16 protein-coding genes are annotated in these 19,982 nt (G+C 60.6%); 9 read left to right on the forward strand and 7 right to left on the reverse strand.

What is annotated here, in order from left to right:
• Positions 1-97 precede the first annotated feature (97 nt).
• The gene (gene serB, locus OU997_RS11185; protein WP_267806596.1) at positions 98-1,312 is read left to right on the forward strand and encodes a phosphoserine phosphatase SerB; all 1,215 of its coding nucleotides are present in this window, start codon (positions 98-100) and stop codon (positions 1,310-1,312) included.
• A 58-nt stretch (positions 1,313-1,370) separates the two neighbouring features.
• On the opposite strand, the gene OU997_RS11190 is transcribed toward serB, so the two are convergent.
• The 5 genes from OU997_RS11190 to OU997_RS11210 form a co-directional block, all read right to left on the reverse strand.
• On the reverse strand, positions 1,371-3,440 hold the full coding sequence (locus OU997_RS11190) for an EAL domain-containing protein (protein WP_108485772.1): 2,070 nt from the start codon (positions 3,438-3,440) through the stop codon (positions 1,371-1,373).
• A 64-nt stretch (positions 3,441-3,504) separates the two neighbouring features.
• Positions 3,505-5,307, reverse strand: a complete 1,803-nt coding sequence (locus OU997_RS11195) for a molecular chaperone (protein ID WP_267806597.1) — start codon at positions 5,305-5,307, stop codon at positions 3,505-3,507.
• A 219-nt stretch (positions 5,308-5,526) separates the two neighbouring features.
• Complete coding sequence (gene asd, locus OU997_RS11200) at positions 5,527-6,390, reverse strand: archaetidylserine decarboxylase (RefSeq protein WP_108485770.1); 864 nt, start codon at positions 6,388-6,390, stop codon at positions 5,527-5,529.
• Between the two features lie 27 nt (positions 6,391-6,417).
• Positions 6,418-7,233: a rhodanese-like domain-containing protein gene (locus tag OU997_RS11205; RefSeq protein WP_267806599.1), complete on the reverse strand. Its 816-nt coding sequence runs from the start codon at positions 7,231-7,233 to the stop codon at positions 6,418-6,420.
• A gap of 46 nt (positions 7,234-7,279) precedes the next feature.
• A complete protein-coding gene (locus OU997_RS11210) occupies positions 7,280-8,794 on the reverse strand; it encodes an HDOD domain-containing protein (RefSeq protein WP_108485768.1) in 1,515 nt (504 codons plus the stop codon).
• 117 nt (positions 8,795-8,911) lie between these two features.
• Between OU997_RS11210 and motA the strand changes: the two genes are divergently transcribed.
• Together motA and motB are read left to right on the forward strand one after the other, a co-directional pair.
• On the forward strand, positions 8,912-9,763 hold the full coding sequence (gene motA, locus OU997_RS11215; RefSeq protein ID WP_108485767.1) for a flagellar motor stator protein MotA: 852 nt from the start codon (positions 8,912-8,914) through the stop codon (positions 9,761-9,763).
• An 8-nt stretch (positions 9,764-9,771) separates the two neighbouring features.
• Complete coding sequence (motB, locus tag OU997_RS11220; protein ID WP_267806602.1) at positions 9,772-10,800, forward strand: flagellar motor protein MotB; 1,029 nt, start codon at positions 9,772-9,774, stop codon at positions 10,798-10,800.
• Positions 10,801-10,905: 105 nt separating this feature from the next.
• On the opposite strand, the gene rsgA is transcribed toward motB, so the two are convergent.
• Positions 10,906-11,937, reverse strand: a complete 1,032-nt coding sequence (gene rsgA, locus OU997_RS11225; RefSeq protein ID WP_108485765.1) for a small ribosomal subunit biogenesis GTPase RsgA — start codon at positions 11,935-11,937, stop codon at positions 10,906-10,908.
• Positions 11,938-12,056: 119 nt separating this feature from the next.
• Here rsgA and OU997_RS11230 point away from each other — a divergent pair, with 119 nt between their 5' ends.
• Together OU997_RS11230 and orn are read left to right on the forward strand one after the other, a co-directional pair.
• Complete coding sequence (locus tag OU997_RS11230) at positions 12,057-12,836, forward strand: class I SAM-dependent methyltransferase (RefSeq protein WP_267806605.1); 780 nt, start codon at positions 12,057-12,059, stop codon at positions 12,834-12,836.
• 75 nt (positions 12,837-12,911) lie between these two features.
• Entirely contained in the window at positions 12,912-13,454 is a 543-nt protein-coding gene (orn, locus tag OU997_RS11235) for an oligoribonuclease (RefSeq protein WP_267806607.1), read from the forward strand.
• A 44-nt stretch (positions 13,455-13,498) separates the two neighbouring features.
• Here orn and queG read toward each other — a convergent pair whose 3' ends face one another.
• Positions 13,499-14,560 carry a tRNA epoxyqueuosine(34) reductase QueG gene (gene queG / locus OU997_RS11240; protein WP_108485762.1) on the reverse strand — a complete coding sequence of 354 codons (1,062 nt, stop codon included), beginning with the start codon at positions 14,558-14,560 and terminating at the stop codon, positions 13,499-13,501.
• 60 nt (positions 14,561-14,620) lie between these two features.
• Between queG and OU997_RS11245 the strand changes: the two genes are divergently transcribed.
• The 4 genes from OU997_RS11245 to mutL are packed head-to-tail and all read left to right on the forward strand — an operon-like array spanning position 14,621 to position 19,887.
• Positions 14,621-16,120 carry an NAD(P)H-hydrate dehydratase gene (locus OU997_RS11245; protein WP_267806609.1) on the forward strand — a complete coding sequence of 500 codons (1,500 nt, stop codon included), beginning with the start codon at positions 14,621-14,623 and terminating at the stop codon, positions 16,118-16,120.
• Positions 16,108-16,575, forward strand: a complete 468-nt coding sequence (tsaE, locus tag OU997_RS11250) for a tRNA (adenosine(37)-N6)-threonylcarbamoyltransferase complex ATPase subunit type 1 TsaE (protein ID WP_108485760.1) — start codon at positions 16,108-16,110, stop codon at positions 16,573-16,575. Before OU997_RS11245 ends, tsaE begins: the two co-directional genes overlap by 13 nt.
• Positions 16,576-16,582: 7 nt before the next feature.
• Positions 16,583-18,013, forward strand: coding sequence for an N-acetylmuramoyl-L-alanine amidase (locus tag OU997_RS11255; protein WP_371920617.1), 1,431 nt, complete (start codon positions 16,583-16,585; stop codon positions 18,011-18,013).
• Entirely contained in the window at positions 18,010-19,887 is a 1,878-nt protein-coding gene (mutL, locus tag OU997_RS11260) for a DNA mismatch repair endonuclease MutL (protein WP_267806613.1), read from the forward strand. The genes OU997_RS11255 and mutL overlap by 4 nt, the downstream gene beginning before the upstream one ends.
• The last annotated feature ends 95 nt before the right edge of the window (positions 19,888-19,982 follow it).

Raw genomic sequence — 19,982 nt, forward strand, 5'->3', positions numbered from 1 at the left:
TGTTTGCCGGTGAAAATGGGTAGAATGGGCGCCTTTTCCACGGCTTGTGACCTGTTCTACACGCCGTAGTCCTTGACGCTGTCCCGGAGACCGAGCCTTGCGCGAAATCGTCCTGATCAATATCACCGGCGAAGATCGCCCCGGTTTGACTGCCGCCATCACCGGCGTGCTGGCCCAGGGCGGGGTGAATATCCTCGACATTGGCCAGGCGGTGATCCATGACACGCTGTCGTTTGGCATTCTGGTTGAGATTCCCGATACCGAACGGGCCTCGTCGGTGCTCAAGGACATCCTCTTTACCGCCTACAAGCTCGATCAGCAGGTGCGCTTCACGCCGGTCTCCGAAGCCGATTATCAGCAGTGGGTCAGCGGTCAGGGCAAGGCTCGGCATATTGTCACCCTGCTAACGCGCAAGGTCACCGCCGAGCAACTGCAGCGGGTCAGTGCCATTACCGCACGGTATGACTTGAACATCGACCACATCGACCGTCTGTCCGGGCGCATGCCGCTGGATATGCCGGCCGAGCAGGGCAAGGGTTGCATCGAGTTTTCCGTACGTGGTGAGCCGGTCGATCCGGCTGCTTTGCGTGCCGAGTTCCTCAGTGTGGCGCAGGAGCTCAACGTCGACATCGCCTTCCAGCGCGATTCACTGTTCCGGCGTAATCGCCGCCTGGCAGTGTTCGACATGGACTCGACGCTGATTGAGGCCGAGGTGATCGACGAGCTGGCCAAGGCCGCCGGTGTGGGCGAACAGGTGTCCGAGATTACCGAGCGTGCGATGCGCGGGGAACTGGATTTCGCCGCGAGCTTCCGCGAACGTCTGGCGCTGCTCAAGGGGTTGCCGGAAACCGTGCTGGCCGATATCGGTGCCTCGCTGCGCCTGACCGAGGGCGCCGAGACGCTGTTCAGTGAGCTGCGTCGTCTGGGCTACAAGACTGCAATCCTGTCCGGTGGCTTTACCTACTTTGCCAAGCAACTGCAGGCCAAACTGGGCATCGACTATGTGTTCGCCAACGAGTTGCAGATTGTCGATGGTCTGGTTACGGGGGTGGCGGTTGAGCCGATCGTCGATGCTCAGCGTAAAGCCGATTTGCTGCGCGAATTAGCCGCCAAGGAAGGGCTGCGCCTGGAGCAGACAATTGCCGTGGGCGACGGCGCCAATGATCTGCCCATGCTGGCGATTGCCGGGCTGGGCGTGGCGTTCCGCGCCAAGCCATTGGTTAAACAATCAGCCAAACAGGCGATCTCTACCCTGGGGCTGGATGGCATTCTTTACCTGCTGGGGTTCCGTGATCGCGATGGTCAGGCGTAATCCCCATGCCATGAAAAAAGCCGCCTGAGGGCGGCTTTTTTCATGGCATGGGTTTGAATTATTCATCGTCTGCTGCGAAGTCATAATCCATCGACTGGCTCGGCCCTTGCAGATAATGCCCCTGAATATAGTTGACCCCGGCTTGCCAGAGCGTGGCCAGGACGCTGGCGCTCTCGACGAACGGCACGATGGTCAGCTTGGCTTGGGAGTGCAGGCTGGCCAGCAGGGTTTTCAGCGCTTCCTGGTTTTCTGCTTTGCTCAGGTCCTGGGAGAAGGAGCTATCGACTTTGATGAAGTCGACGTGCAGGTACTTGAGCGTGTTGAACGGATTGAGCGAGCAGCCAAATTGGGTCATGGCTGTTTTGCAGTGCAACTCATTGAGTCCCTGGGTGATGACTTTTGCCTGTTTGAGGTAGGCAATCGCATCCGGTTCACTGAACTGGAAAACCAGAGAGTCCGACGGTAGGCGTGCAGCCTTCAGGGCCACACTGAGCCACGGCAGCAGAGTCTGGTCCTGCAGGCTGGCGCTCGAGAGATGGACGAAGAGGCGGGTGTTGTGGCCTTTGCTGCGGTGGTCTGCGAGCAGTTTGATTGAGTTGAGGATGACCCAGCGATCAATCTTCTCGGCGAGGCCCGCGTCTTTGGCGGCGCTGAACAACTCTACCGGCGGAATTTGCTCGCCTTGCGGACTGATCAGGCGCAGCAGGGCTTCGTAATGTTCGAAGCTGTCGCCGCGTAGGCTGATAATCGGCTGGAACAGCAGGCGGAAACTGTTGGTCTCCAGTGCTTGTTGAATCATGGCGACGATGTTGCCGCGGTTGGCGGCGGCAGCCAGTTCGTCAGCCGGGTTGAACAGTTTCAGTGCGTTACCGTCACTCAGCTCATCAGCGCAGCGGTGCGCACGATCAACCACTTCCTGGGCTTTGGGCGTTTTTTCATTGAGTCCCGCTACGCCGATTGACAGCGTGCTCTGCACGGTGCGGCCGCTGACATCGAACAAGTGACCCTCGACCTTCTTAAGCAAGTTGGCCAATTGCTCGCGAGTGCTCTCTGGGCTGACGCCAGGTTGTAGGACGGTAAATACGTCATCGCCGAAACGTGCCAGTTGCGCATCGCCCGTAAAGTGCGCACGCAGCAGGTTGGCCAGATCTGTGAGCAGAATGTCGATACCGGCCAGGCCGATTTCGGCCAGTAGGCTGGCATACCGGTCAACCTGTATGTAGGCCAGGCTGGACGGCTGGCCGGCGTTGACCGCACGCTCGGCGGCGTTGTCCATCAGTTCGAGGAAATACGTGCGGTTGAACAAGCCGGTGACCAGATCCTGACTGCTGATTTCGCGCAGTTTTTCTTCCAGTTCAGCGTTGCCGGTTTCTGCACGAATCACCACCTGGATGCAAGGCTCGCTGTCGTAAGTGGCCGGGGAAAAGCTCATCTGCGCCTGGAAGCTCTGGCCGTTGGCCTTGATGCCGGTGCAGTTGAGCTCGGCATTGCCCTCGGCACTCTGATAGTTCTTCAGGAAGTCCTTGAAACTGGACTGGTCGCTGCCACCGATCAGGTCGATCATCGGCATGCCTTCCAGTTCGTCGGCGTCTTCGTAGGCGAACAGTTCAAGGTAGGCGCGGTTGGCATAAATATGCATGCCGTCGTGCACATAGGTGATCGCATCGACGGAGCTGTCGAGTAGCAACTGGCAGCGTTTCTCCGCTTCACGCAGGGCGACTTCAGAGGCCCGGCGGGCGCGGCGCTCTTCCAGGTTGGCCAGCTCGCGTTTGGCGACCAGCACCAGGCGCTCATCTTCACCTTGCGGCAGGGCGTCCTGGGCACCGAGCATCAGGGCTTCGGTGATGCTGTCGGAGTCGTTATCGCTGAGCAGTTGTATGACCGGGATGTCTTTGGCCTGACGGCGGATTGCGCCAATCGCTTCGCTCGGGGGGAGTTGCTCGCTGCTGGGAGCGCAGATCAGCAAGTCCCAGCTGTGCTGCAGGGCTTCACTAAGGTCATCGCTGGAGGTCAGACGATGCACGCGAGTTGCCCGGCCCGCATTGCGAAACAGGCTGACCAGCCGCTCGGCCTCGTTCTGCGAGTCTTCGAGAATCAGTAGCCGTATGGTTTTTTTTTCAATGGCCATGGTGTGGTATCAGGTCTGCGCCGAACGGGCACAAAAAGGCGACAAAAGGAGGTGCGACGGCAATCTACAGCGACTTCCAGAGTGAGTCAAAGTCTTCCTCCCCGCCTGGCGCGCGGCTTTTCGGCGCTGTGACAGGCTTCCCGTCATCGTTGGTTGGCTGCCCGATACTACGGTACTCGAACTGGTTGAAACTGCCGGTGCTGGTTTGTCGGCGGCTGAGTACAGCGCGGTGCTCGCTGCCATTGAGGTTGATGCTGACTTTATTACCCTCCTGAAAGGGTAGGCGCGCCGTGATCAGGCTAGCCGGGCGTGAAATGGCACTGATTTCCGGCAGTAGCAAGGCGCGCAGGTATTGGCTGCTCTGTTCGGCTTTGCGTACCAGTTGTAGCCCGCAGGCCTGTGCATGCGGCGCAATCAGTTCGATGCCCATCTGTGTGCCACCGCCCCGTACCTGACGAATCCAGCGCACCACCGCAATGCTCCAGCCCTGTTTGGGCGTGCTTTGCACGCCGAGTAGTTCACCTGCCTGCAGTTGGCTGGGAACCTCTTTCGGCCATGACAGGCAGTAGCCGCCAGGGCTGATGTTGACAATCGCTACTGCGTAGGTCGGGTAGCTTTCATTGCTACCTGCTTCCACAGATTCACCTTTTTTCGGTGACTGGTATTGAATTTCTTCAAAGGGCAGGCCGTTTTCCCACTGGTTGCTTTTCTGGGCATCGAAGGCGTTTGACCAGATATCCGGTGTGCCGGTATCAGGTCGGAAGACGGCGGCATTGGTGGTTACCGGTAGTTTCAGCACTTCGTTGAACGGGCGTTTGCCGGCGAGGTGGTAGTGCAGCGAACTCATGCCTATGCATAGGGTCAGTGCGCCCTGGCCCTGGCTGCGCTGGAAGGTGCGCTCGGCAATATCGCCCCAGGCCGCGGCCAGGTGCTGCAGCATGTCTTGGCTAAAACCTTCTGGCACCAGCAGGCGAGGTTGAGTCGGGCTGTCGGCGGTGAGCTGCAAGTGCTCTTTTATTGCGTTCACCAGCAAGCTGGGGTCGATACCGACTGCATTGTGCAGTTCGCTGCGCTGGAATAAGGAAATGTAACGTGGTGGTCCATCCAGTTGCGGGGCCACGGCAAACAAGCTGGAGGGATCATCACCGGCCTGTAATGTCGCCAGTAAGCTCCAAGGCTCAAGCACTTCCGCCAGGCGGGCAATGGCGTTCTGGCGCATCTGGTTGCACCGTGCACAGCCGAGCAGCAGGGCGACCAGGTAACTTTGTTCGGTGCTGAGTCCTTGGGTGTGGCGTGCCTGATTATCGCGTACCAATATTTTTTGTACGTCACTTGAGCAGGCGATCCGGTAAAGCTGGTGAAGCTCCAGCCAAAGTCCCTCGGGAACCGGGCAGTAAAGCTGGCTGGCGCGAATCAGTGGCCCGCACAGGCTATGCGTGGCGCGCTGCAGAGCTACCGCCAGGAGCTGGTTGCGCTCTTTGCCTGGTTGAGGCGCCAGGCGCGCGACAATCAGTTTGTAGCCAATCGCCAGATGGTTCTGCAAGGCTTGGCATAGGTTGGCAACTTTGCGCGGACGCTCGTCCAGCACAATGGCCTGGTTGAGGAAGTGTTTTTCCAGTTGCTTGCAGACGAAGTAGATTTCCGGACGGACTATTTCCAGCAGTTGCAGGCGATTTTCCGAGGGTGTCAGCAACTGATTGAGTTCGACCAGTGCCTGGTAAAGCTGGCGTGCGGTTTCACCAATGTTGGCTTTGGGTAGGCCATCCACCCATTTGTTTAGATCGCGTGGGCTGGCGTCGCAGAATGACAGGCTTTGCTTATCTGGCGTAGTGACGCGCAGTAGCAAGTGAGAATTCTGTTTATCCATCTAAATCAGGGACTCCAGCACACAGGCAAGGCGGGTCATACGTAGGAGTTGTACTTCGACTCTAGCAGCATCTCGCAGGCCTCGCAGCCATGACCATGGCCCAAGTGCCGGTGCACTCGGCATACAAGGTATCTGGGTGTGACTGGTGAGTGCGTGCCAAGGTTCCGCAGCATGCGTTGGTGCGGCACGCTTCAGCGTTGCTGAGCGTGCCGTGAGGTGTTACTCGGCGAACGGTTGGCCAAGTCCCTGGCCCATTCTTACGGCGCTGTTGGCGGTTAACTCCGCCACCCACTGCACCTGCTCGGGGCCAAACAACACAATGGCAGTTGAGCCCAGTTTGAACCGTCCGAGTTCTGCGCCTTTTTCCAGGTGGATCGGGGCGCGAGCAGTTTCATCGTACTTAACGGTTTTCAGCGTGCGTTTGGGGGGCGTGACCAGTCCGGCCCAGACGGTTTCAATTGACGCTACGATCATCGCGCCCACCAGTACGACTGCCATTGGCCCGCGCTCGGTATCGAACAGGCAAACCACGCGCTCGTTGCGGGCGAACAGCTCGGGGACATTTTCTGCGGTGGTCTGGTTGACCGAGAACAAGCGGCCAGGAACGTAGACCATTTCTTTCAGGGTGCCGGCCAGCGGCATGTGCACGCGGTGGTAGTCCTTCGGTGACAGGTAGATGGTGGCGAAGTCGCCACCCATAAATGCCGCGGCACGCTCAGTGTCACCACCTAGCAACTCAATCACGCTGAAGCTGTGGCCCTTGGCCTGGAATACCCGGCCCTGTTCGATCTTGCCGAGCTGGCTGACTGCACCATCAGCTGGGCAGAGTACCGCGCCTGGGGTGTTGTCGAGCGTGCGCGCGCCGTCTTTCAGGGCGCGGGTGAAGAAGTCGTTGAAGTGAGCGAAGGCGGTCAGGTCTTCGACCTGAGCTTCGCTCATGTTGACTTGGTACTGCTTGGCAAACCAGCTAATCAGGCGGTTCTTGAACCAGCCAGCCCTGCATTCGGCAGCACAGCCGATCAGGCGTGACAACAAATGGTGCGGCAGCAGGTACTGGCTGAGGATAAACAAACGATCTTTCATGGGAATTCCTTACGTGGATGCGGGCATTTAGCGCTCGACGGGGGTGTCGGGGTGGTTGCCCCATTCTCCCCAGGAGCCGGCATAAGCTTTTACGCGTGGGTAGCCCAGGGCCTTGGCGGCCAGGTAGGTGAACCCGGAGCGATGATGAGTTTGGCAGTGGGTGATGATTTCTTTGTCAGCGGTGATGCCCAGGTTGTCGAGCATTGCCTGCAGGTTCTGGTGTATGCGCAGGGCGCGCGTTCTGTCCATGCCGGCCGTCCACTCAAAATTGATGGCGCCGGGGATGTGCCCGGCTTTTTGTGCCAGGACTTTCACGCCGCTGTATTCCTCAGGGGAGCGGGCATCCCAGATCGCCAGGTCGGTGGCACCGAGACGGCTTTGCAGGTATTCGCGGCTCGCGGTGTGCACATCGTTTAGGGTCAGCGCCACCTGGGTGTTACAGGCCGGTGGGGTCTCGTCGCTGAGGGGGCGTTCTTCGGCGAGCCAGGCGTGGAGGCCGCCATCTAGGTAGTGGTAACGCGAGTGGCCAATGACATCCAGTAGCCAGATAAAGCGTCCTGCCCAGCCGCCACCCTCATCGTCGTAGACCACATAGACCGCGTCCGCAGTGTGCCCCAGTTCGCTGAACAGGTGTTCCAGTTGTGCGCAATCAGGTTGCAGGCCCGGCGCTGGTGGCTGTCCAAATTGGGTGCGCTTGGGGTCGACAAAGCGCGCGCCGGGGATATGGCCGGTGGCATAACGCGTAGGACTGGTCAGGTCGACCAAGATCATCCCGGGGGTGTTCAGGCGGCTGGCCAGTTGGGCCGGCTCGATCAACAGGGGCAACTCAGCGAAGGCATTCATGCCGGGCCTCTTTGCAGGTATCAAAGGGGCTGATTGTAACGGAAGCTTATCGCCCGCGGCTGGCAAAGGTGTTCAGTGCCCGCTCAATGCATTGCACGGTTTTACTGAAACCCTGCACGCTGGTATCGCTGAAGGCGTTGCCACCCTGGTCGGCGAAGATCAGCATGACCACCCGGTTGTTATTGGCCAGCGAGCGAATCAGCAGATGCTCACTGGGGAACAGGCTCTTGAGCGTGCCAGGCAGCGTGGCTGAGAACTGGGCAATGTTGCCCGGGCCTAGGCGCAGTTGCGCCGGCGTGCTGAGCAGGCGGCGCAGCAGTTGGCTTTGCTGCGGGTCAAGGCTGAGGCTGTCGGCCGATTTGTCCAGGCCGGTGTGCTGCTGGGTCATCAGGCGGGTGTGATTACGGTCTGCGAGGAGAATCAATACGCGCTGCATGCCACAGGCTTGCAGTGCTTGGTTGGCGCAGGCCGTTAGTTGCAGGACGTTGCTGAAGGCGCTGGGCTGCGCGAGAAGCTGGCCACATTGCTGGCGCCACGCACTGAGCTCGACAGGTTTGGGCGGTTCGGCGGGGGGCTGCAGGTGGCGCGCTTGCCATGGCCACAGCAGTGATTCGGCCGGGTGCCAGAGGTCATTGTCATAAAGCTGCTGAGCGCTACTGGCAGCATGCTGGTGAATTTGCTGCTGCACGCTGTCCAGCGGCAGCTGCAGGAATAGGCCAGTGAGCCGCTGCCAGCGCAGGGTATGCAGGCTGTTCCAGGCGAAGTGCGCGGAGATGGCTAGGCAATTGGCCAGCAAAATACTGTTGGCCGGTTGGGTCAACCAGCGGCGCAGATTGCTGTCTTCATCCAGGCATTGCTGTTGTTGCAGTGGGTGCTCATTGTGGTGTGCGATGTGCAGTGCCTTGACCAGCAGGCGCCGATCATTGACGAGCAGCCGATAGCCTAGGGTTACCCACTCGGGCAGGCGCCAGTGTTCGCTGAGCGCTAGGCACAGCGTTAGCAACGGTACGCCGAGCAACTCCTGTTCCACTTTGCATGCCGCTTCTCCCTTGAGTAACACGCGCTGTTCCCAGGCATCGAATAACTCCGGATGAGCGCACAGCAGGGCCCAGACCGGGGCAAGAAATAGTTGGCTGCCCCAGTTTACCTCCTGCCAAAGACGCGCCAGGCGTCCGGCGAACAAACCGTTGGCCTGTTGGCTGGCATGTTGGCTGATGAGCAATATCTGCCTGTACGGCTTGCTCAACTCCTGTTCCGGCAGGCTCGGTATGCGCTTGAGCAATGCTTCCGTACGGCTCAGGCCGAGTCGGCTGATGGCAGCTTCAAGGCTGTCTGTTTGCTCATTGAGTCCACCGTTCTTGCTGTTGGCCTCGCGCAGCACGCTGAGCGCCAGTGCCGGGCAGCTTTGCATCAGCTCGGCCAGTTCGCGTCGTGACCGATTGCTGTCAGCCAGTGCCTGGCGCAGCAACTGCAAGCTTGTGCTGGACGCAGGTAATAGTTGCTCGTCCAGCTGCTTGAGCCAGTCTTTCAATGTACGCGGGTAGTGAGCTGGTTTGGGCATGGGTTGAGACAAACTGGCTTTTGACCTTAACTGGCTATAGTCTCGCGCAAAACTTCCGATAAATAGAAGGGTTGTTTTGCTCCGTCCCTTTCTGACCTCTGTGGCTAGTCTCTTTTTATGGCAAAAATCATCGGCATCATTGTTGTATTCGCCTGCGTATTGGGCGGCTTCATCCTGTCGGGTGGCCAGTTTATGGCGTTGGTTCACCCCTATGAAATCCTGATTATTGGTGGTGCCGCGTTGGGGGCGTTTTTGCAGGCCAACCCCGGTAGTGCCTTTATGCATGTGTTCAAGAAGTCGTTGAGCATGTTCAGCTCGCGCTTCACGCATGCCTATTACCTTGACGTGCTCAAGTTGCTTTATGAGATTCTCAATAAAAGTCGTCGTGAAGGCATGATGGCCATCGAGGCTGACGTCGAAGACCCTGCCGCAAGCCCGATTTTCAGTAAGTACCCCGGCATCCTCAAAGACCAGCAGATGACCTCGTTCATCTGTGATTACCTGCGCATCATGTCCTCCGGCAACATGGCCCCGCACGAGCTAGAAGGCTTGTTCGATATGGAAATTGCCAGCCTTAAGGAAGAAGTTGAACACCCTGCGCATGCTGTCGCAAAAGTAGCTGACGGTATGCCAGCCATGGGTATCGTGGCGGCGGTGCTGGGTATCGTAATTACCATGTCGATTCTTGCGGAGGCGGATAACGCAGAAATTGGCCAGAAGGTGGGTACTGCACTGGTGGGTACCTTTTTCGGAATCTTGGCGTCCTATGGCTTTTTCGGCCCCTTAGCGGCGGCCTTGGAGCATGACGCCAAGGAAGAGCTGAATGTGTATGAGGCGATCAAGGCCGGTTTGGTGGCTTCGGCGTCCGGTATGCCGCCATCGCTGGCTGTCGAGTTTTCCCGTAAGGTGCTATTCCCGGCACATCGTCCAAGCTTCAGTGAGCTTGAGCAGGCTATGCGTGGGGGCTAAGGCATAGCATGGAAAACAATCAACCGATTATCGTCAAAAGGGTCAAAAAGACTGCCGGTGGTCACCATGGCGGTGCCTGGAAGATTGCCTTTGCCGACTTTGCCACGGCCATGATGGCGTTCTTTTTGGTGATGTGGTTGATGACGGTGGCTACACCCGAGCAGAAGAAGCTGATTTCCGGGTACTTTCAGGACCCCGTGGGGTTTTCCGAGAGTGCCAGTCCATATGTGATTGATCTGGGTGGCTCTCCGACGCCGGCGCCTGATCGTACCCTCAACCCCGAACCCAAGGAAGAGGCCACACCCAGCGAGGAAAGTGATCAGGCCGATATCAGCAAGGAGCAGGCGGAATCTGTCGCTGAAGAGGTTGAGCGGGAGCGTCTTGAATTGTTGCTGCAGGAGTTGCAGAACAAGGTTGAGGAAAACCCCCAGTTGCAGAACTTCAAGGATCAAATTCTTTTCGAGATTACTCAGGACGGTCTGCGTATCCAGATCATGGATGCCGAGAACAGGCCAATGTTTGCCTCTGGCAGTGCGCGCCTGCAGCCATATTTTGAAGACATTCTGCTGGCCATGACTGACACCATTGCGGCAGTGCCGAACAAGATCAGTGTCAGTGGCCATACCGATGCGGCGCCTTTTGTCGGCCGCGGTGGCTATGGCAATTGGGAGCTGTCAGCTGATCGGGCCAATGCCGCACGGCGCGTGCTGGTCGCTGGCGGCTATGATGATGAACAGGTGGCGAGGGTGGTGGGTTATTCGTCATCGGCGTTGTTTGACCGGGAGAATTCGTTGAATCCGGTTAATCGTCGTATCGACATTGTGGTTTTGACCAAAAAAGCTCAGCGGGCTATCGAGGGTGAGCAGGGTGATACGGCTGCTGATAAGCCTGCGGGTGCCGAGGCGCCTGCTGCCGCACCCGCGGCAACGTCGGCAACGCCTGGTGCAGCAGAGGTTCCTTTGCCTGATGCGGCGCTACGCGAACGGCTGAATATCTTCGAAGACGGCGTATTGCAGTTTGATCAGCCCGCTGAATAACCGATGTGTGTACGCGCAAAGGCCGCGACAGTTCGCGGCCTTTTTTGTTGATGGCCTGCGGGCCGTTGCGGCGCGACGATTTAAAATCGCTCCCGGCGATTCTTTTCAGTACTCGGCTTCCGGCAGGCTGGCCAGGATATGCCGGTAGCTGGCCATGCGCTGCGGGTGCAAGCGGCCCTCTTCGAGGGCTTTTAGCAGGGCGCAGCCCGGTTCACGGTCGTGTTTGCAGTCGCGGAAGCGGCATTGGCCGATCAGGTCATGAAACTCGATAAAGCCCGCTTCGACGTCATTACGGCTGACGTGCACCAGGCCAAATTCGCGAATCCCAGGGGAGTCGATCAGTTCGCCGCCGCCGGGGAAGTGGAACAACCGCGCGGTGGTGGTGGTGTGGGTGCCTTTGCCGGTCAGTTCGGAGAGCGGGCCTACGCGGGTATCGACTTCCGGCAACAGGCTGTTGACCAGCGACGACTTGCCCACCCCGGACTGCCCGACGAAGACGCTGACATGGCCATCGAGTTGCTGTTGCAGCTGTTGCATGCCGTCGCCGCCGTGGGCGGACACTTCCAGCAGCGGATAACCGAGCTCGCGGTACACGCCAAGCATGCGGTTGAGTGCCACGGCATTCTGCTCATCCAGCAGGTCGGTCTTGTTCAGCAGCAGCAGCGGGCGAATGCCGGCGTGCTCGGCCGCGACTAGATAGCGGTCGATCAGGTTGGCGTGGGGCTCGGGCAGCGGGGCGAAGACGATCACGATCAGGTCGACGTTGGCGGCCACCGGCTTGAGCTGGCCACGGGTGTCCGGGCGACAGAGTTCGGTGCTGCGCGGCAATTGCGCGACAATCACGCCAATGCCCTGGTTGCCGGCGCGCCACACCACCTGATCACCGGTGACCATGGTTGGCAAGTTGGCGCGCAGGTGGCAACGGAATACCTGGCCGGCCAGTTCGCCATCCAGGGCTTCTACTTCGACCTGTACGCCGAAGTGCGCGATGACCAGGCCGGTCTGTTCCGGGCCGAGGTCGCCGCCTTCAAGAATCTGTACAGCCTGCGACTCGCGCTTGGCGGCGCGGGCGGCACGCTCGCCCTGGATTTTTTCGATACGCCAGTTTTGCCGGCGGTTGAGTTGGCGTTTGGCCATGGGGCTTCCGAGAGTTGAATTGCGCAATAAACGGTCGCGAGTCTAGCACGGGCTGCCTATTGAGCTGCTGGCGCAGCTAAACTGCGGCGCATCATCGCTCGGACGCTTGAGGAGTCTGCATGCTGCGTGTTGTCCGCCACTATCCGGCACTGCTGGCGTTATCTGCTCAGGTGGGCGCCACACTGTTGGTGGGCCTGGCGCTTTACCTGGCGGTGCAGCTGGTGCCCTGGCGGCCAACCTGGCTGGCCGTCGGCCTGAGCCAGGGGCTGATTGCCGCCGTGCTGGCACGTTACCTGGGGTTGTCGCGCTGGTGGTGTGGGCTGAATCTGCTGTTTGTGCCAGCGTTGCTGCTGGCCAATGGTGCGCCACTGCCATCTTGGGTGTTTCTCGGGGCGTTCGTGCTGGTGCTGCTGTTTAACTGGAACAGCTTTGGCGAGCGGGTGCCGTTGTACCTGACTGGTTCCGGCACGTGCCGCCAGTTGGGGGCGTTGCTAAGTGAGCAGCTGCCGTCGTTTCGCTTTGTCGACCTGGGTTGCGGGCCGGGGGGCATGCTGTTGAGCCTGGCTCGGCAGTTCCCGCAGGCACAGTTTGTCGGGGTCGAGACCGCGCCGCTGTCCTTTGTCATTGCCTGGATGCGCGCCTTGCCGCTGCGCAATTGCCAGATTCGCTATGAAAACCTCTGGCGTACTGATCTTGCGCTATTTGATGTGGTGTATTGCTTCCTCTCACCTGCGCCAATGCCCGAGCTGTGGGCCAAGGCCTGCGCGCAGATGCCGCCCGGCAGCCTGCTGATCAGCAATACCTTCGAGGTGCCGGGGCAGCCGGCGAACCAGCAGATTGAGTTGTATGACTGGCGGCAGTCCCGCCTGCTGTTGTGGCGTATGCGTGGCGCGGTTTGAGCGCAATGCTGTCAGTCGGGCGCAGTAGTTTTTCGGCGGCCTGTTAGACTGTCGGCCTTAGTTGAGGAGCCGTGCATGCAGAACGCCAATAACCTGATCTGGATCGACCTGGAAATGACCGGTCTGGAGCCTGAAACAGACGTCATCATCGAGATGGCCACCATCGTGACCGACAGTGATCTGAACATCCTGGCCGAGGGGCCGGTGATTGCTGTGCACCAGCATGATGAGCTGCTTGCCGGTATGGACGAATGGAACACCCGCACTCATGGGCAGAGCGGCCTGACCCAGCGTGTGCGCGAAAGCATGATCGGTCCGGCTGAAGCAGAGGCCATGACTATCGCCTTCCTTGAGCAGTGGGTGCCGAAGGGTAAGTCACCGATCTGTGGCAACAGCATTGGCCAGGACCGGCGCTTCCTCTACAAATACATGCAGAACCTGGAAGCCTACTTTCACTACCGCTATCTGGATGTCTCGACCCTGAAGATTCTTGCTGGCCTGTGGGCGCCGCAGGTCAAGGAGTCGTTCCAGAAGCAGGGCACGCACCAGGCGCTGGACGATATCCGCGAGTCTATCGCCGAGCTGAAGCATTACCGCCAGCACTTCCTCAAAGTGTGACGCATTAAAAAGCCCGCCGCTGCGGGTTTTTTATACCTGCCCGGTTACAGGCCGTGGCGGGCCAGCGCCCATTCGACATGCTCACGTACTAACTCGGAAGGGTGCTCGCGGCGCGCTTTGAGTGCTTCCAGCACCGGGATGCTGGACGGCGCATTGCCCAGGCCAACGGCCAGGTTGCGCAGCCAGCGCTCGTAGCCGGCACGGCGCAGCGGCGAGCCTTCAGTGCGGCTGAGAAACTCCTCTTCGCTCCAGCCGAACAGTTCGGCCAGCTCGGCATTGTCCAGGCTGTGGCGCGGCTGGAAGTCGTTCTGCTCGGTGGGTTTGGCAAAGCGGTTCCACGGGCAGACCATCTGGCAGTCGTCACAGCCGAATACCCGGTTGCCGATAGGTGCGCGCAGTTCCTCTGGTATAGACCCCTTGAGTTCGATGGTTAGGTAGGAAATGCAGCGCCGCGCGTCCAGCACATAGGGGCCGACAAAGGCGGCGGTTGGGCAGATATCCATGCAGGCGGTGCAGCGCCCGCAGTGTTCCGTGGCATGGGGCTCATCCACCGGCAGTGGCAGGTCGACAAACAGCTCGCCGAGGAAGAAGTAGCTGCCGGCCTTGCGGTTGAGTACCAGGGTGTTCTTGCCGATCCAGCCAAGCCCGGCCTGTTCGGCGATGGCCTTTTCCAGTACTGGCGCGCTGTCGACAAAGGCGCGGTAGCCGAACGGGCCGATCTGCTGCTGGATGCGTTCGGCCAGTTGTTGCAGGCGTTTGCGGATCAGCTTGTGATAATCGCGGCCCAGGGCGTAGCGCGACACGTAGGCCTTCTCCGGCTGGGCGAGGCGCTGAGCCATCTGCGTGTCGCCGGGCAGGTAGTCCATGCGCAGCGACACCACGCGCAGGGTGCCGGGCACCAGTTCATCCGGGTGGGAGCGTTTGCTGCCGTGGGCGGCCATATAGTCCATCTCACCCTGGTAGCCCGCATCCAGCCAGCGCTGCAGGTGCGCTTCGTGCTCGCCCAGTTGCACATCGGCAATACCGACCTGCTGAAAGCCCAGCTCGCGGCCCCAGTCTTTGATCGACTGGGCGAGGGCGGCGAGGTCAAGGGTGTCAGTATTCATATGAAGGCAGGTAACCGGGGCGCAGGTGGGTATAATTCTGCCAGACATCGGAGCCGACGCATGCTGCATTCGCCTGACAATCTTCCTCTGCCGCTGTACAGCGCCGCCCAAGTGCGCGAGCTGGATGCGCGATTGATCGCTGCCGGCACGCCGGGTTTCGAACTGATGGGCCGCGCCGCGCATGCCATCTGGCGTGCCCTGCGTAGGCGCTGGCCGGATGCGGGCGTGCTGACGGTGCTGGCTGGGTGCGGTAATAACGCCGGTGACGGCTACCTGGTAGCCGCGTTGGCCCTGCGTGCGGGTTGGCGAGTGCGGGTGCTGGCGGTCGGTGATGCCGCGCAGCTGCAGGGCGATGCCGCGTTGGCCCGCGATCAGGCGCTGACCGCCGGGGTGGTGGTGCAGCCCTGGAGCGAATGCGCCGAGCTGCAGGGCGTGGTGCTCGATGCCCTGCTCGGCACGGGCTTGCAAGGCGCAGTGCGTGAACCCTATGCCCAGGCCATCCGGTTGTTGAATGCCTGTGGCCTGCCGGTGCTGGCGGTGGACATTCCGTCCGGGCTCTGCGCCGATACTGGTCAGGTGTTGGGCGTCGCCGTGTGCGCACAGCTGACGGTTACCCTGATCGGTCTGAAGCTGGGCCTGTTTGCCGGGCAGTCGGCAGATTATCTAGGCGAGTTGCGGTTTGATGATCTGCAGGCCGACGCGGCCCTGGTCGCTGTTCAGGCCTTTACCGCACACCGCCTGACACCGGCCAGTTTGCCGCAATTGCCGGCGCGTTCGCGCAATGTGCACAAGGGGCAGCTGGGCCATGTGCTAGTAGTGGGGGGCGATCATGGCTTTGCCGGTGCGGGCTTGCTGGCGGCGCAAAGCGCGCTGCGCGCCGGGGCCGGGATGGTCAGCCTGGCGACGCGTGGTGAGCATTTGTCTGCGGCGCAGGCGCGCTTGCCCGAAGTGATGGCGGCTGGCGTGGTCTCAGCCAATCAGCTGCTGGCGCTGGGCGCGAACGTCAGTGTTTGGGTAGTCGGGCCGGGGCTAGGGCAGGGCGCTTGGGGGCGCAGTCTGCTGTCGGCTGCAGCGGTCAGTTCGGGGGCACAGGTCTGGGATGCCGATGCGCTGAATCTGTTGGCTCAGGGGCTGGTTCAATTACCGGCGGGCGTCGTGCTGACGCCACACCCTGGCGAGGCCGCACGCTTGCTGGGTATCAGCACGGCCGAGGTGCAGGCTGATCGTCCGGCGGCCGTGCGCGCACTGTCGCGGCGCTATCAAACGGTATGCGTGCTGAAAGGCGCGGGCAGCCTGATTGCTGCGCCGGATGGTGGTTTGTGGTTGTGTGATCGCGGCCATCCCGCCATGGCCGGTGCTGGCTTGGGTGATGTGTTGGCCGGTTTGGTCGGTGCGCTGCTGGCTCAGGGTCTGCCTGCGCTGGAGGCGGCTCAGTTGGCGGTCTATCTGCATGCCTGCGCGGGTGAGCAGTTGGCGCAGCAGGGGCGAGGTCTGGCTGCCAGTGATTTGTGTGCGGTTATTCGTGAATTGTTGCAGGAGCAGTCTGCATGTCTGAATTAGAACTGTTTGTCGCCGATGAGGACGCGATGCTGGCGCTGGGCGCGCGCATCGCCGAGGCGACCGGCGGCGTTGGGGTGATCTACCTGCATGGCGATCTCGGTGCCGGTAAAACCACCTTGTCGCGCGGCATCATCCGTGGGCTGGGGCATGTGGGGGCGGTAAAAAGCCCGACCTTTACCCTGGTCGAACCCTATGAGTTAGGTGCAGTACGGGCCTATCACTTCGATCTGTACCGTTTGGTTGATCCCGAGGAACTGGAGTTTCTCGGCATTCGTGACTATTTCGACGGCGATGCACTGTGTCTGGTCGAGTGGCCGCAACGCGGCGCAGGCGTTTTGCCAAAGGCGGACATGGACATTACCATTAGCCCGCATGGAGCCGGCCGGGCGCTGCATTTGCAGGCGCAAGGCGAACGCGGCAACGCCTGGTGCGCCACTTTGGCCGTCGGGGCATGAATTTGATATGGGGTTGGCTATGCGCATAGGCGCGCGTTTCATCGCAATTGGAGTGGCATTGGCCGCCTTGGCCGCCGATGTAATGGCCGCTTCGGATGTGCGCAGCGTTCGGCTATGGCGTGCGCCGGACAACACCCGCCTGGTGTTTGACCTGTCCGGTCCGGTGCAGCACAGCGTTTTCCTACTGTCCGCGCCCAATCGCATTGTCATTGACGTCAGCGGCGCCAAGCTGGCCACCAGTTTTGATCAGCTGACCCTGAGCAACACTCCGATCACCGGCGTGCGCTCGGCGCAGCGCACGCCAGATGACCTGCGCGTGGTGATTGACCTGTCAGCAGCGGTCACGCCAAAAAGCTTTACCCTGGCCCCCAATCAGCAGTACGGACATCGTCTGGTGGTTGACTTGTTCGATCAGGACAGCGGCGCGGCACCCAGTCTGCCCGCCACAACCGTGGCGACCGCGCCTCAGGTGCCGGTAACGCCGACCCAGGCTCCGCCGAAGCTGACGCCCGTGCCCAACGGCAAGCGCGATATCGTGATTGCCATCGACGCCGGCCACGGCGGTGAAGACCCGGGTGCGTTGTCGCCGGTCAAAGGTCAGTATGAAAAACATGTGACACTGGCGATCTCCAAGGAACTGCAGCGGCAGATCAACGCCGAGAAGGGCTTCCGTGCCGAACTGGTGCGTACGGGTGATTACTTTATCCCGCTGCGCAAACGCACCGAGATTGCCCGCAAGAAGGGCGCTGACCTGTTTGTTTCCATCCATGCCGACGCTGCACCCCGAGCGGCTGCATTTGGTGCGTCGGTGTATGCCCTGTCAGATCGTGGCGCCACGTCGGAGACCGCGCGCTGGCTGGCCGATGCGGAGAACCAGTCGGACCTGATCGGCGGTGCCGGCAACGTCAGCCTGGACGACAAGGACAAGATGCTCGCCGGGGTACTGCTCGACCTGTCGATGACGGCGTCGTTGTCATCCAGCCTGAACGTCGGCAACAAGGTGCTGGGCAATATGGGCCGGGTGACGCCGCTGCATAAACGGCGGGTGGAGCAGGCCGGCTTTATGGTGCTGAAGTCGCCGGATATTCCATCGATCCTGGTGGAGACCGGGTTTATCTCCAATCCCAATGAAGCCCGCAAACTGTCCAGCGCCAGCCATCAGCAAGCGCTGGCGCGTTCAATCGTCACGGGCGTGCGGCAGTTCTTCCATGAAAACCCACCGCCAGGCACTCACGTGGCTTGGCTGCGTGACAACGGCAAGATTGCCCTCGGCCCGCGCGAGCATGTGGTCAGCTCTGGCGAAAGCCTGGCGCTGATTGCGCAGCGCTATCAGGTCAGCCTGGGGGCATTACGCAATGCCAATGCACTGAAAAATGATGTGATCAAGGTTGGTCAGCGTCTGCAGATTCCCGCCACTGCTCTGGCTGCGCAGCCATGAGTGAGGCCGCACGTATCCAGCTGCTCAGCCCGCGGCTGGCGAACCAGATTGCTGCCGGTGAGGTGGTTGAGCGCCCGGCCTCGGTAATCAAGGAACTGTTAGAAAATAGCCTGGACTCCGGCGCCCGGCGCATCGAAGTGGATGTCGAGCAGGGCGGCGTCAAGCTGCTCAAGGTGCGCGACAACGGCAGCGGCATCTCCCCGGATGACTTGCCCCTGGCGCTGGCCCGCCACGCCACCAGCAAGATCCGCGAGCTGGAAGATCTCGAGCAGGTGATGAGTCTAGGCTTTCGCGGTGAGGCACTGGCGTCGATCAGCTCCGTCGCACGCCTGACCCTGACTTCACGCACCGAGGGTGCCGAGCAGGCCTGGCAGGTGGAAACCGAAGGCCGCGATATGCAGCCGCGGGTGCAGCCTGCGGCGCATCCGGTCGGGACCTCGGTGGAAGTGCGCGACCTGTTCTTCAACACCCCGGCGCGGCGCAAGTTTCTCAAGACTGAAAAGACCGAATTCGATCACCTGCAGGAAGTGATCAAGCGCCTGGCCCTGGCGCGCTTCGATGTGGCCTTCCATCTGCGTCACAACGGCAAGACGGTGCTCGGCCTGCATGAGGCACCGGATGAACAGAGCCGCGCGCGGCGGGTGGCTTCGGTTTGTGGTCCGGCTTTTTTAGAGCAGGCGCTGCCCATCGATATTGAGCGCAATGGTCTGCATCTGTGGGGCTGGGTGGGCTTGCCGACGTTTTCCCGTAGTCAGGCGGATCTGCAGTATTTCTATGTGAATGGCCGCATGGTGCGTGATAAGTTGGTCGCCCATGCTGTGCGCCAGGCTTATCGCGACGTGCTGTTCAACGGTCGTCATCCGACCTTTGTGCTGTTTCTGGAAATCGACCCGTCGGTGGTAGACGTCAACGTGCACCCGACCAAGCACGAAGTGCGCTTCCGTGATGGGCGTATGGTGCATGACTTCCTCTACGGTACGCTGCACCGAGCCCTGGGTGAGGTGCGTCCGGAGGATCAGCTCGCTGCTCCAGCAGCTGTGAGCGAGATGGTGCGCCCCACGGGGCAGGCAGCTGGCGAGTTTGGCCCGCAAGGTGAAATCGGCTTGGCCGCCAGTCTGCTGCAGCCTGCGCCCAGCACCTCAGTATGGCGCTCGCCGGGTGCCGGCTATCAAGGCGCCCGTCCGGAAGCAGCCTTGCCGGCCGCCGAAGCACAGGGCGCCTATCGCGAGTTTTTCTCGCCGATGACCACTGCGCCGGCTCCTGCTGGCTTACCGGATGCGCAAGGTGATATTCCACCCTTGGGCTATGCCATTGCCCAGCTCAAGGGCATCTATATACTTGCCGAGAACGTTCAGGGCCTGGTTGTGGTGGATATGCATGCCGCCCATGAGCGCATCACCTACGAGCGCTTAAAAGTTGCCATGGCCAGTGAAGGCCTGCGTGGTCAGCCGCTGCTGGTGCCTGAGTCGATTGCCGTGAGTCAGCGCGAGGCAGATTGCGCCGAAGAGCATGCCGAGTTGTTCCAGAAACTCGGCTTTGAACTGCAGCGTCTGGGGCCTGAAACCTTGGCAATCCGCCAGACTCCTGCACTGCTCAAACAGGCCGAAGCGACGCGTCTGGTTCAGGATGTACTGGGGGATCTGCTCGAATACGGCACCACCGACCGCATTCAGGCACACCTCAATGAGCTGCTCGGCACCATGGCTTGCCACGGCGCCGTGCGCGCCAACCGGCGCCTGACCCTGCCGGAAATGAATGCCTTGCTGCGCGATATGGAACACACCGAGCGCAGCGGCCAGTGCAACCATGGGCGTCCGACCTGGGCGCAGATGGGCATGGATGACTTGGATAAACTGTTCCTGCGCGGCCGCTAGCCGTCCGTTGAAAGCTAGCAGCGTTGCCGATACGGCGTTAAAAACAGGCTCAAAATGCTCATTTACAGTAATAAGCTCAGTTTTTTGCCTGTTTT

It is taken from the genome of Pseudomonas sp. SL4(2022) (assembly GCF_026625725.1).
In the GTDB taxonomy this organism is placed as follows: Bacteria; Pseudomonadota; Gammaproteobacteria; order Pseudomonadales; family Pseudomonadaceae; genus Aquipseudomonas.

Excerpts from the sequence above, each read along its gene's own strand:
- motB (WP_267806602.1), top strand. The coding sequence starts at position 9,772 with ATGGAAAACAATCAACCGATTATCGTCAAAAGGGTCAAAAAGACTGCC.
- asd (WP_108485770.1), bottom strand. The coding sequence starts at position 6,390 with ATGAAAGATCGTTTGTTTATCCTCAGCCAGTACCTGCTGCCGCACCAT.
- mutL (WP_267806613.1), top strand. The coding sequence starts at position 18,010 with ATGAGTGAGGCCGCACGTATCCAGCTGCTCAGCCCGCGGCTGGCGAAC.
- OU997_RS11195 (WP_267806597.1), bottom strand. The coding sequence starts at position 5,307 with ATGGATAAACAGAATTCTCACTTGCTACTGCGCGTCACTACGCCAGAT.
- OU997_RS11245 (WP_267806609.1), top strand. The coding sequence starts at position 14,621 with ATGCTGCATTCGCCTGACAATCTTCCTCTGCCGCTGTACAGCGCCGCC.
- queG (WP_108485762.1), bottom strand. The coding sequence starts at position 14,560 with ATGAATACTGACACCCTTGACCTCGCCGCCCTCGCCCAGTCGATCAAA.
- OU997_RS11230 (WP_267806605.1), top strand. The coding sequence starts at position 12,057 with ATGCTGCGTGTTGTCCGCCACTATCCGGCACTGCTGGCGTTATCTGCT.
- motA (WP_108485767.1), top strand. The coding sequence starts at position 8,912 with ATGGCAAAAATCATCGGCATCATTGTTGTATTCGCCTGCGTATTGGGC.
- rsgA (WP_108485765.1), bottom strand. The coding sequence starts at position 11,937 with ATGGCCAAACGCCAACTCAACCGCCGGCAAAACTGGCGTATCGAAAAA.
- OU997_RS11210 (WP_108485768.1), bottom strand. The coding sequence starts at position 8,794 with ATGCCCAAACCAGCTCACTACCCGCGTACATTGAAAGACTGGCTCAAG.
- orn (WP_267806607.1), top strand. The coding sequence starts at position 12,912 with ATGCAGAACGCCAATAACCTGATCTGGATCGACCTGGAAATGACCGGT.
- OU997_RS11255 (WP_371920617.1), top strand. The coding sequence starts at position 16,583 with ATGGGGTTGGCTATGCGCATAGGCGCGCGTTTCATCGCAATTGGAGTG.
- OU997_RS11205 (WP_267806599.1), bottom strand. The coding sequence starts at position 7,233 with ATGAATGCCTTCGCTGAGTTGCCCCTGTTGATCGAGCCGGCCCAACTG.
- tsaE (WP_108485760.1), top strand. The coding sequence starts at position 16,108 with ATGTCTGAATTAGAACTGTTTGTCGCCGATGAGGACGCGATGCTGGCG.
- OU997_RS11190 (WP_108485772.1), bottom strand. The coding sequence starts at position 3,440 with ATGGCCATTGAAAAAAAAACCATACGGCTACTGATTCTCGAAGACTCG.